Below are 10,659 nucleotides of genomic sequence, written 5' to 3'. Positions count from 1 at the left end.
GGGGCAAGCGCGGCGCGGTGATCTCCACGCAGGTCGAGGGATCGGGCGTGGCGCGCGAGCAGGCCGCCGGGTGGAACTGGGAACTCGCCGCGGACGGCTTCTGGCAGGTGCACCCGGCCGCAGCGGACACCTTCGCCGAGACGGTCCGCCGGATGGCTGCGGTGCCCGGCGGTGGTGTGGCCTGGGATCTCTACGGCGGAGTCGGCTTGTTCGCCGCGGTGCTGGCCGAGCAGACCGGACCGGCCGGTTCGGTGCTCGTGGTCGAGTCCTCCCGCCGCGCCACCGAGGACGCGGTCGCGAACCTGCGGGACCTTCCGCAGGTGTCGTTCCGGGCCGGAGCGGTCGAGGACGTGCTCGCCGACGAATCCTTGCCGCGGCCGGACGTGGCAGTGCTCGACCCGCCGCGCAAGGGCGCGGGCCGGGCGGTGGTCGAGGCCGTGTGCGCGCGGCGGCCGGCGCGAGTGGTGCACGTGGCCTGCGACCCGGCTGCCCTGGCGCGCGACGTCGGCCTGTTCGCCGAGCACGGATACCGGCTCGCTGAGCTCGAGGCGTTCGACGCCTTCCCGATGACGCACCACGTGGAGTGCATCGCGCTGCTCGAACCCGTGGCGCCCGGCCGGTCGCGAGCAGCGTGATCGAGCTGCCCGGAAAGTGTGGTAGTCGGTCCACCCGTTCGAGGGATGTACCTGCGAATCCGCGGCGTTCGGGGCCGTTTCCGTTACCTGTGCAGCGTGTTCACGCGTTGCCGGATTCCCGCGGACCGGTGATCCGGAGCGGGCGCAGACCTGCGTACCTTGTCCGGGGCGGGTGGCCGCGCTCCGTAGACTGGTCGGGGCCGCCTGCGGCGGAGAGCACTCCCGGAACCCGTGCGAACCGGGTTGAGCACAAGCATTGCTGGATGACGAGCGAGGTGGAGCGGTGACGCTGCTGGACTCCGTGCAAGGTCCGGCCGACCTGAAACGACTCGAGCACGGTGAGCTGGTGGAGCTGGCCGCCGAGATCCGGTCGTTCCTGGTCGAGAAGGTCTCCCGCACCGGCGGCCACCTCGGCCCCAACCTCGGCGCGGTGGAGCTGACGCTGTCGCTGCACCGGGTTTTCGACTCGCCGCGGGACGCGCTCGTGTTCGACACCGGGCACCAGTCCTACGTGCACAAGATGGTCACCGGCCGGCAGCAGGGCTTCGACCGGCTGCGCAAGAAGGACGGGCTGGCGCCCTACCCGTCGCGCGCGGAGAGCGAGCACGACCTGGTGGAGAACTCGCACGCCTCCACCTCGTTGTCCTACGCCGACGGGCTGGCGCGCTCGTTCCAGCTCACCGGCGGCGGCAGGCACGCCGTCGCGGTCGTCGGCGACGGCGCGCTGACCGGCGGGATGTGCTGGGAGGCGCTGAACAACATCGCCGCCGACCAGGAACGCCCGCTGGTGATCGTGGTCAACGACAACGGCCGGTCCTACGCCCCGACGATCGGCGGGCTGGCCGAGCACCTGGCGGCGCTGCGGCTCAACCCCGGCTACGAGAAGGCGCTGGAAAGCGGCAGGCGCACGCTGCGCAACCTGCCGGTGGTGGGGCGCCCGCTCTACACCGGGCTGCACGCGGCGAAGTCCGGGCTCAAGGACGCCTTCAGCCCGCAGGTGATGTTCTCCGACCTCGGCATCAAATACCTCGGTCCGGTCGACGGGCACGACATGCGCGCCATGGAGCAGGCGCTGCAGATGGCCCGCTCGTTCGGCGGCCCGGTGATCGTGCACGCGGTGACCCGCAAGGGCAACGGTTTCGCGCCCGCCGAGAACCACGAGGCCGACCAGATGCACCAGGTCAAGGTGATCGATCCGGAGACCGGGGCGCCCACCAAGCCCGCGCCGACGAGCTGGACGAACGTCTACTCCGACGAGCTGGTGCGCATCGGCGCCGAACGCTCCGACGTGGTGGCGCTGACCGCGGCGATGCTCGGGCCGACCGGACTGGACAAGTTCGCCAAGGCGTACCCGGAGCGCTGCTTCGACGTGGGCATCGCCGAGCAGCACGCGATGACCTCGGCCGCGGGCATGGCGATGGGCGGGCTGCACCCGGTGTTCGCGGTGTACTCGACGTTCCTGAACCGGGCCTTCGACCAGCTGCTGCTGGACGTGGCGCTGCACCGGCAGCCGGTCACGGTGACCTTGGACCGCTCCGGGATCACCGGTGACGACGGTCCGAGCCACAACGGCATGTGGGACCTGTCGATCCTCGGCGTGATCCCCGGCATCCGGGTGGCCGCGCCGCGCGACGCGGTCACGTTGCGGGAGGAACTGCGGGAGGCCGTGGCCGTCGACGACGGGCCCACGGTGGTGCGGTTCTCGAAGGGCTCGGTCATCGAAGAGGTCCCCGCCGTGGAGCGGGTCGGCGGTGTGGACGTGCTGCACCGGCCTGATCGCGGTGAGCGCAGCGATGTGCTGCTGGCCGTGGTCGGCGCGTTCGGCGAGGCGGCGGTCGCCGCGGCCCGGCGGCTGTCCGCGCAGGGCATCGGCGTCACCGTCGTGGACCCGCGCTGGGTGCTGCCGGTGCCGGAGCAGGTCGTGACCATGGTCGGCGAGCACGAGCTGGTGGTCACGCTGGAGGACTGCGGCAGGCACGGCGGCTTCGGCTGGTCGCTGGCGGCGGCGCTGCGGGACGCGGGGATCGACGTGCCGTTGCGGGACCTGGCGGTGCCGAACGAATTCCCGGAGCACGCCTCGCGCGAGGAGGTGCTCGCCGAACTCGGCCTGACCGAGCAGCAGGTGGCCCGGCAGATCACCGAGTGGGTCGCCGACCGGTTGCGTGCCGCGCAGCGCGAGTCCATCGGCGACACGCTCAGCCGCGAGGCCTGACCGCTGATCTTCCCGGGCGGTGGTTCCCGGACGGCCGCGGCAGCACCGCGACCCGCGGTCCCGCCCAGCACGCGACCCGTCTCCGCGTTGAGGTGGGGACACCACGTCGTTCGTTCGGATGGACGTTGGTTTCCCCGCCTCGGTGCGGCAGCATCGAGCCCAGCGGTCCCACGGTGCGGGAGGCGAGATGGGCGGCGGGCGAACGGATTCCGATGACCGGTCCGGTGCCGACGTCCCGACGTCCGCGCAGGTGTGGAACTACTGGCAGGGCGGTTCGGAACACGGCTCGGCCGGCCGCGAAGCGGGCGAGCGGGGGCGGCTGGCGTTTCCCGGCGTGGTCGACGTGGCCCGCTCCAGCCGGGCGTTCATCACCCGCTCCGTGCGCTTCCTCGTCGGCGAGGCCGGTGTCGACCAGGTGCTGGACGTCGGCCCCGGCCTGCCGACGGCGAACCCGACGCACGAGATCGTCGAACGGATCAGCCGACACGCCCGGGTCGGCTACGTCGACGTCGACCCGCAGGTCCGGCAGCGCTACCAGGAGCTGCTCGGCGAGCAGCCGCGGCACGCCGTCCTCGACGCCGACATGTGCGATCCGCGGTCGACCCTGCTTCGCGTCGCGGAGTCCTTCGATCTGAACCGCCCGGTCGGGCTCATGCTGATGGGCGTGCTCGGGCACGCGGGCGACGATGAACAGGTGCTGCGGGTGGTGCACGGCCTGGTCGGCGGCCTCGCCTCCGGCAGCTACCTCGCCGTTCACGAGACGCTCGACACCGACCCCGAGGCAGCGCGAGCGGCCGCGGAGTACGCCGCGACCGGTGCGCCGCAGTACCTCCTGCGCAGTCCGGAGGTGGTGGCGGACTACTTCCGCGGCCTGGACCTCGTCGATCCCGGGCTGGTGCCCTGCCACCAGTGGCGACCCGACGGCGCGGAGCCCGCTGCGGAGCACTTCTCCCGCTGCGCCGTGGGCCGCAAACCGTAGATCCCGTCTGTTGCGCGGTCTGCGTCCACACCCGCGTGTCCTGGCCCGACCCGCGAACCTGCTCCGCGGCGATACGCGAATCCGGAGTATCCGCCGAGCGCCCGCCGGGCGCTGATCCGGACCGGCACGGCTGTGGCACGGTGAACAGGTGCGAATCCTTGTCGTGGAGGACGAGCAGCCGCTGGCGGACGCCGTCGCTCGCGGGCTGCGCCGGGAGGGCATGGCCGTGGACGTCGCCTACGACGGCGCCGACGGCCAGGAGAAGGCCGCGATCACCCGCTACGACGTGATCGTGCTGGACCGGGACCTGCCGGTGCTGTCCGGGGACCAGTTGTGCCGCGAGGTGGTGGCTTCCGGCGAGCTGACCCGCGTGCTCATGCTGACGGCCAGCGCCGCGGTGCAGGACCGGGTGGACGGGCTGTCGCTCGGTGCCGACGACTACTTGGCCAAACCGTTCGCGTTCCCGGAGTTGACCGCGCGGGTGCGCGCGCTGGGCAGGCGGGCCACACCGGCCGTCCCGCCGCTGCTGACCGCACGGGAGCTGTCGCTGGACCCGGCGCGGCGGGTGGTCTCCCGCGACGGCGCCGAGGTCGACCTGACGCGCAAGGAGTTCGGGGTCCTGGAAGTGCTGCTCGCTGCGGGCGGCGCCGTGGTCAGTTCCGAGGAGCTGCTGGAACGGGTGTGGGACGAGAACGCCGACCCGTTCACCACCACGGTGCGGGTCACGGTGATGACGTTGCGCAAGAAGCTCGGCGAGCCCGGCGTGATCGAAACCGTCGTCGGCTCCGGCTACCAGGTGCCCACGGCGGCCCGCACCGAGTACGAGTGAGCGCCGGGCAACGAGTGAGCGCCGGGCAACGAGTGAGCGCCGGGCGCCCGCTGATCCGCCGCGGTCCCGGCCTGCGGGTGCGGTTGACGCTGCTGGCGACCGGGCTGGTCGCCGCGGTGAGCGGATTGCTGCTGTGGCTGGGATGGATGCTGGCGGGCAACGTCGTCGCCGCGGTTCCGCGATTGCCACCGGGCAGCCGGGTGCGGGTGGCCGGGGCGGAGGTGCCCGCGGAGAACCTGGGCGCCGCGTTGCGCAGCGCCGCACGGGATCAGGTGCTGACCATCGGCGGGATCGCGTTCGTCGCGGTGGTCGCGGCGGCCGCGGTGCTGGCGTGGACCGTCACCGGACGCGTGCTGCGGCCGTTGCAAGAGGTCACCGGCTCGGCGCGGCGGCTGTCCGCGGAGTCGCTGGACGAGCGGATCGAGCTGACCGGTCCGCGCGACGAGGTGGCCGAGCTGGCGGACACCTTCGACGCGATGCTGGACCGGTTGCAGGCCGCGTTCGATTCGCAGCGGCGGTTCGTCGCCAACGCCAGCCACGAGCTGCGCACTCCGCTGTCGGTGCTGCGCACCGAGCTGGACGTGACGCTGTCCGACCCGGACGCGGACGCCGCGGAGCTGCGCCGGATGGCGACCGTGGTGCGCGAGGCCACCACCCGCGCGGAACGCTTGGTCGAGGCGCTGCTGCTGCTCGCCCGCACGGAGGGGGCCGAGCTCGCCACCCGCGAGCCGGTGGACTTGGACGAGGTGGTCACCCGCGCCTGGAACGGCGTGCGCGACGAGGCAGCGGCCCGCTCGCTGCAGCTGACCCGCACGGCCGGGCGGTCGCTGGTGCAGGGTGATCCGGCACTGCTGGAGCGGGTGGCGGGCAACCTGCTGGAGAACGCGGTGCGGCACAACGTCGACGGCGGCTGGGTCGAGGTCAGTACCGAGGAGGGAACGCTCCGGGTCGCTTCCTCCGGGCCGGTGATCGACGCGGATCAGGTCGACGCCCTGTTCGATCCGTTCCGCCGCGCCGGAATTCAGCGAACCGCCCGCACCGGGGCCGGGCTCGGCCTGTCCATCGTCCGAGCCGCCGTCACCGCCCACGAAGGTCACCTGCACGCCAGTCCTGTCAACACCGGCGGCCTCGCCATCACCATCTCCTTTCCACCTCGCCAGTAGGCGAAAAGGTGGTGCGGGCCGAACTACGGCTGACGGACATGAGCGCTTCTGAGGCCTGAACGGCGCCGGTGTTGATCGGGAGAGCTACCGCCGCGGATACCGCAAATGCGCGAGGTCGAGCTCGACGGGTACCGGACCAGCCGTCATCGTCTGGGGACCGTCGCCGAGCTTGATGTGGTCCTCCAGCTCGTAGCGACGCCCGATCAATCGGTAGGTGACCAGCTCGGTCGGCCCGATCTCGTCCTGGGCGATGCTCCAGAAGAACGGGATCTTCTTGCGCTCGCAGCCGTCGAACTTGCCACGTTGCTCGATGGACGTGTTGCCGGGGGACCAGATCTCGCCAACGAGCAGCACATCCGAGGCGGCGAACTTCGTGCCGATCGGCGCTACGCCGAGCACCGCGAAGTCCGGGTTGATGGCGGTGCGGTAGAGCGTGCTGACTTCCACTCCGATGCCGCTCAGCGCGGTCAGGTCCGATCTCTCCGCGGCGGCGATCGCCGCATCGAACGCGTTGAGGATGCGCTTTTCCGCGAACTGGTGCTGTCCGGTGGGGGCGGGTGTCACGAGCCAGTAGCCCTCGATCAGCTCCAGGCGCGAACCGTCTTCGCGAGGGGGCAGCACACGCCAGTCCTCGACCGTGAAAGGTCCGAGTTCGTGCTGCACCAGCGCGACCACTGGTCATCACCTCGTCTCGTCCGGGACGCGGCCATCGTGACAGTCCAAGCTTAGGCACGAACGAGTCCGATGCCTACATCACGGACGGTGAAATGGCTCGTCGTGGGCCGATGAAGAAGTCACGAGATCGTGTTCGGAGATCCACTTCCGGACGACGAAGGGCCGGGGCGAACGGATCGCCCCGGCCCCGCGTGGTCCCGCTGATCAGGCGGTCGGCACCGAGGCCACGCCCCGCGGCAGGAACCGCTTGCCGTTGACCTGCTCGGCGTGCCCAGCGCGGTCCAGGTACGGCGTGATGCCGCCCAGCCAGAACGGCCAGCCCGCGCCGAGGATCATGCACATGTCGAGGTCGTGCGGCTCGGCGACGACCTCCTCGTCGAGCATCAGCTGCGCTTCCTCGGCCAGCGCCCGCAGCGCCCGCTCCCGCACCTGCTCCTCGGTGGACGGGTTCGAGCCCTGCACCCACAGCTCGGCGACCTCGGGGTCGAGAACCTGGTTGCCCGCTTCGTCGGACTGCCACACGGCGGTCTTGCCCGCCTTGACGAACCGGTCCAGGTTGTCGCTGAGCCCGAAGCGGTCCGGGTAGGCGGCGTGCATCGTCTCGTTGACGTGCTGCGCCACCGCCGGGCCGACCAGTTGCAGCAGCACCAGCGGGCTCATCGGCAGCCCCAGCGGGGTCAGCGCGCGATCGGCCACGTCGAACGGGGTGCCTTCGTCGACCGTCGCGATGATCTCGCCCATGAACCGCGTCAGCAGCCGGTTCACCACGAACGCCGGGGCGTCGGAGACCAGCACGCTGGACTTCTTCAGCTGCTTGCTCACCGAGAACGCGGTGGCCAGCGCGCCGTCATCGGTCTTGGCGCCGCGCACGACCTCCAGCAGCGGCAGCACCGCGACCGGGTTGAAGAAGTGGAAGCCCACGACCCGCTCGGGGTTGTTCAGCTGCGCGGCCATCTCGCTGATCGACAGCGAGGAGGTGTTGGTGGCCAGGATCGCCTCGGGGGAGACGTGCTGCTCCAGCTCGCCGAACACCTTCTGCTTGACCGACATCTCCTCGAAGACCGCTTCGATGACGAAGTCGGCGTCGGCGAACGCCGCCTTGTCCAGCGAGCCGGTGACCAGCGCCTTGAGCCGGTTGGTCGCGTCCGGCGACAACCGCCCCTTGCCCGCCAGCTTGTCGATCTCGCCGTGGATGTAGGCCACGCCCTTGTCGATGCGCCCCTGGTCCACGTCGGTGATCACCACCGGCACCTGCAGCCGCCGCACGAACAGCAGCGCGAGCTGCCCGGCCATCAGCCCGGCGCCGACCACGCCGACCTTGTTGACCTCGCGGGCCAGCGACTTGTCCGGGGCCCCGGCCGGTTTCTTGGCGCGCTTCTGGGTCAGGTCGAACGAGTACAGCCCGGCGCGCAACTCGTCCGACATCAGCGCGTCGGCCAGCGCCTCGGTCTCGGCGGCGTAGCCGGCGTCGAGGTCGTTGCCGCGGGCCAGCTCGATCAGCTCGACGGCCCTGGTCACCGCGGGCGAGGCGCCCTGGGTGCGGGCCTGCACGATCCCCTTGGCGCGCTCGACCGCGTCATCCCACGCCTGGCCGCGGTCGACCTCCGGACGCTGGACGGTCTGCTCGCCGTTCGCGACGCGCGCCGCCCAGCGCACCGACTCCTCCAGGAAGTCGGCGCTGCCCAGCAGCTCGTCGAAGATGCCCAGGCCGGTGGCCTTCTTCGCGTCGAGCATCTTGTTCTGGTTCAGCGAGTTCTCGATGATCACGCTGACCGCGGAGTCGGCGCCGATCAGGTTCGGCAGCAGCTGCGTGCCGCCCCAGCCGGGGAACAACCCGAGGAAGCACTCCGGGAACGCGACCGCCGAGACGCCCTCGGACACGGTCCGGTAGTGGCAGGACAGCGCGAGTTCCAGCCCGCCGCCCAGCGTCGCCCCGTTAACGAACGCGAAGGTCGGGATCGTCGACTCGGTCAGCCGCCGGAACACGTCGTGCCCGGTCTTGGCCACTTGGTGCGCGTGCTCGCGCTGGGAGATCTGCCCGATCCCGGACAGGTCCGCGCCCACGGCGAACACGAACGGCTTGCCGGTGACCGCGATCGCGGCGGGCTCGGCGGCGAACGCCTCGTCCAGCGCGGTGTTCAGCGAAGTCAGCCCGCCAGGGCCGAACGTGGACGGCTTGGTGTGGTCGTGGCCGTTGTCGATGGTGATCAGCGCTAGTTTGCCGCGCAGCCCCGGCACGTCCAGCAGCCGCGTGCGGGCCTCGGTGACGACCTCGTCCGGGAACAGCGCTGCGAAGTCGGTCTGCGTGCTCACTCCGCGCCCCCTGCGGTGTCGAAGTTCGGGTTCTCCCAGATGACCGTGCCGCCCATGCCGAAACCGATGCACATGGTGGTCAGGCCGTAGCGCACCTCGGGGTGCTCGGCGAAGTGCCGGGACAGCTGCGTCATCAGCCGCACCCCGGAGGAGGCCAGCGGGTGGCCGCAGGCGATCGCCCCGCCCCACGGGTTCACCCGCGCGTCGTCGTCGGCGATGCCGAAGTGCTCCAGGAACGCCAGCACCTGCACCGCGAACGCCTCGTTGATCTCGAACAGGCCGATGTCGTCGATGCTCAGGCCCGCGCGCTGCAGCGCCTTCTCGGTGGCCGGGACCGGCCCGACACCCATCACCTCGGGGTCCACCCCGGCGAAGGAGTAGCCGACCAGCTTCATCCCGATCGGCAGGCCCAGCGAGCGGGCGGTGTCGCCGTCGGCGACCAGGCAGCCGGTGGCGCCGTCGTTGAGCCCGGCGGCGTTGCCCGGGGTGACCCGGCCGTGCGGGCGGAACGGCGTCTTCAGCCCGGACAGCGAATCCGCGGTGGTGCCCGGCCGCGGCGGCTCGTCCGCGGCGGCCAGGCCCCAGCCCTGCTCGGCGGAGCGGGTGGAGACCGGCACCAGGTCGGCGGAGATCTTGCCCGCCAGCGCGGCCTGCTCGTAGCGCTGCTGGCTCAGCGCCGCGTAAGTGTCGGTGCGCTCCTTGGTCAGGCTGGGGTAGCGGTCGTGCACGTTCTCCGCGGTGGAGCCCATGACCAGCGCGGACGGGTCCACGATGTTGTCCGCGACGTAGCGCGGGTTCGGGTCCACGCCCTCACCCATCGGGTGGTTGCCCATGTGCTCGACGCCGCCCGCGATGGCCACGTCGTAGGCGCCGAACCCGATGCCGCCCGCGACGCTGGTCACCGCGGTCATCGCCCCGGCGCACATCCGGTCGATGGCGAAGCCGGGCACCGATTGCGGCAACCCGGCCAGCAGCGAGGCGCTGCGGCCGATCGTCAGCCCCTGGTCGCCGATCTGGGTGGTCGCGGCGATCGCGACCTCGTCGATGCGTTCCGGCGGCAGCTCGGGGTGCCGCCGCAGCAGCTCGCGGATGACCTTGACGACCATGTCGTCGGCGCGGGTCTCGGCGTAGTAGCCCTTCTTGCCTGCCTTGCCGAACGGCGTGCGGACGCCGTCGACGAAGACCACGTCCCGTACGGCACGTGCTGCGCTGCGCGAGTCGGCTGGCGCCGACGCGGGTGCGGCCACGGCGTGCTCCTCACTGTTCACTGTGGACTGTCTGGCTCGTTGCCCGGCTTCGCTCGTGGTCGCGGGCGGCGATCGCCGGAACCCGCGGGCCGCTACTGGCCGGTAACTGCACCCTAGCGCCCATTACCCGCCGGTAACCACCGGGCTCGTGCACCGCTTCGAGCCGGCAGCTGTCTGGTCGGTCACATGCGGTGACATCGTGCCTGCGCTGCACGGGAAGACGTGGTCAGCACGCAGCGCGGCCATCGGCGCGGGCCGCCGTCGAATTCGCGCCCGGCCGAGAAATCGAACCACTACCGCCAGGTGTGCTCGACCGGTGCCGAGCACCTGTGGAACTCGTACACGCGCAACGCGCTCATTGATCGGCGCCCGCCTGCAGCGCGGTGCTCAGGGCCGCCGCGGTCAGGTCGAGTTGCCATTCCCGGGCGCCCCGTTCGCGCAGGTGCGCCGCCACGGATTCGGTGTCGAGCTGCTTCGGCGGGGTCCAGCACATCCGCCGCAGCAGATCGGGCAGCAGCAGGTTCTCCGCAGGCAAGCCGTTCGCCTCGGCGATCTCCGAGATCGCCGAGCGCGCCGCGGACAGCCGCGCGGCGGCGGCCGGGTCGC

Annotated in this window: 8 protein-coding genes and 1 pseudogene; 5 read left to right on the top strand and 4 right to left on the bottom strand. The window is 71.4% G+C overall.

Annotation, left to right across the window (positions count from 1 at the left end):
• From IJH84_RS29105 to IJH84_RS29085, 5 genes are all read left to right on the top strand, one after another.
• Positions 1–635: class I SAM-dependent RNA methyltransferase (locus tag IJH84_RS29105; RefSeq protein WP_367269115.1), on the top strand; the 635-nt coding region annotated here is incomplete at its 5' end.
• Between the two features lie 283 nt (positions 636–918).
• Positions 919–2,847, top strand: coding sequence for a 1-deoxy-D-xylulose-5-phosphate synthase (gene dxs, locus IJH84_RS29100; RefSeq protein ID WP_295151278.1), 1,929 nt, complete (start codon positions 919–921; stop codon positions 2,845–2,847).
• Positions 2,848–3,034: 187 nt separating this feature from the next.
• A complete protein-coding gene (locus IJH84_RS29095) occupies positions 3,035–3,826 on the top strand; it encodes an SAM-dependent methyltransferase (RefSeq protein ID WP_200071296.1) in 792 nt (263 codons plus the stop codon).
• 148 nt (positions 3,827–3,974) lie between these two features.
• Positions 3,975–4,655 (top strand): response regulator transcription factor, encoded by a 681-nt coding sequence (locus IJH84_RS29090; RefSeq protein WP_200071297.1) that lies wholly within the window; start codon positions 3,975–3,977, stop codon positions 4,653–4,655.
• A gap of 50 nt (positions 4,656–4,705) precedes the next feature.
• Positions 4,706–5,818: a sensor histidine kinase gene (locus tag IJH84_RS29085; RefSeq protein WP_367269116.1), complete on the top strand. Its 1,113-nt coding sequence runs from the start codon at positions 4,706–4,708 to the stop codon at positions 5,816–5,818.
• An 84-nt stretch (positions 5,819–5,902) separates the two neighbouring features.
• Here the strand turns inward: IJH84_RS29085 and IJH84_RS29080 are convergent, their stop codons facing one another.
• From IJH84_RS29080 to IJH84_RS29065, 4 genes and pseudogenes are all read right to left on the bottom strand, one after another.
• On the bottom strand, positions 5,903–6,493 hold the full coding sequence (locus IJH84_RS29080) for a Uma2 family endonuclease (protein WP_295151273.1): 591 nt from the start codon (positions 6,491–6,493) through the stop codon (positions 5,903–5,905).
• Positions 6,494–6,697: 204 nt separating this feature from the next.
• Complete coding sequence (locus IJH84_RS29075; protein ID WP_295151271.1) at positions 6,698–8,806, bottom strand: 3-hydroxyacyl-CoA dehydrogenase NAD-binding domain-containing protein; 2,109 nt, start codon at positions 8,804–8,806, stop codon at positions 6,698–6,700.
• A complete protein-coding gene (locus IJH84_RS29070) occupies positions 8,803–10,053 on the bottom strand; it encodes a thiolase family protein (protein ID WP_295151269.1) in 1,251 nt (416 codons plus the stop codon). Before IJH84_RS29070 ends, IJH84_RS29075 begins: the two co-directional genes overlap by 4 nt.
• A 355-nt stretch (positions 10,054–10,408) precedes the next feature.
• Positions 10,409–10,659 (bottom strand): annotated as a pseudogene (locus tag IJH84_RS29065) (ribonuclease D); the annotation flags it as partial.

The sequence above is a fragment of the Saccharopolyspora sp. genome (genome assembly GCF_017434145.1).
Lineage (GTDB): Bacteria > Actinomycetota > Actinomycetes > Mycobacteriales > Pseudonocardiaceae > Saccharopolyspora_C > Saccharopolyspora_C galaxeae.
This window is presented reverse-complemented; position numbering and strand designations above follow the sequence as displayed.

Coding starts and splice junctions, on each gene's coding strand:
- IJH84_RS29095 (WP_200071296.1), top strand. CDS start 3,035: ATGGGCGGCGGGCGAACGGATTCCGATGACCGGTCCGGTGCCGACGTC.